The 1,008-nt window shown below is 68.3% G+C and carries 1 protein-coding gene; it reads right to left on the reverse strand.

The features are described 5' to 3' along the window. Positions 1 to 14 precede the first annotated feature (14 nt). Positions 15 to 1,008: ATP-dependent 6-phosphofructokinase (locus ACNPM4_RS10680; protein ID WP_448985666.1), on the reverse strand; the 994-nt coding region annotated here is incomplete at its 5' end.

Here is a 1,008-nt window from a genome sequence, read left to right on the forward strand (position 1 = left end):
GTCGAGCGGAAGTCTCAGCCGAAGAGTGCGGCGGCCTCGTCGTAGCGGTAGCGCGGGACCGTGTTCAGCTCGCCCAGTGCGTCGGCGAACGGCACCCGGACGATGTCGGTGCCCTGCATCGCCACCATCTGGCCCCAGGCTCCGTCGACGAGCGCGTCCGCGGCATGGAGGCCGAGTCGCGTCGCGAGGACCCTGTCGAACGCCGACGGGGAACCACCGCGCTGGATGTGGCCGAGGATCGTGGCGCGCGTCTCGATACCCGTGATGCGCTCGATCTCGGGAGCGAGCAGATCGCCGATGCCACCGAGCCTCGGCCGGTTGAAGGCGTCGAGCCCCTTGTCGCTGTACGCCTCGTCCATTCCGAGGAGCTTGAAGCCTTCGGAGACGACGACCAGGGGCGCGCGGCCGCGGTCGTGGGCACTGGTCACCAGCTCGGTGATGTCGTCGATCGACATCGGCACCTCGGGGATGCAGATCACGTGTGCGCCGGCGGCCATACCGGCGTGCAGGGCGATCCAGCCGACGTGGCGTCCCATAACCTCGGCGACCATGCACCGCTGGTGGGAGTCGCCCGTGGTGCGAAGCCTGTCCATCGCATCCGTGGCGATGTTCACCGCCGTGTCGAAGCCGAACGAGTAGTCCGTCGCCTGCAGGTCGTTGTCGATCGTCTTGGGGACGCCGATGACCTTGATGCCGTCCTTCGCGAGACGGTCGGCCGCGGCGAGAGTGCCTTCGCCGCCGATCGCGATGATGCCGTCGATCTTGTGCCCGTAGAGGGTCTTGGCGATGTTCTCCGCTCCCCCGCGCTCGCCCTCGTAGGGGTTCGTGCGGCTGGTGCCGAGGATCGTGCCGCCGACCTTGGACAGGCCCTTCACCTCGTGGCGCGTGAGCGGCATGAAGTCTCCGTCGACCAGCCCCCGCCATCCGTCACGGATGCCGACGAACTCCAGGTCGTACGTGGTGGTGCCCTTGAGCACGATGCCGCGGATGACCGCGTTGAGTCCGGGG

It is taken from the genome of Microbacterium umsixpiens (genome assembly GCF_053543675.1).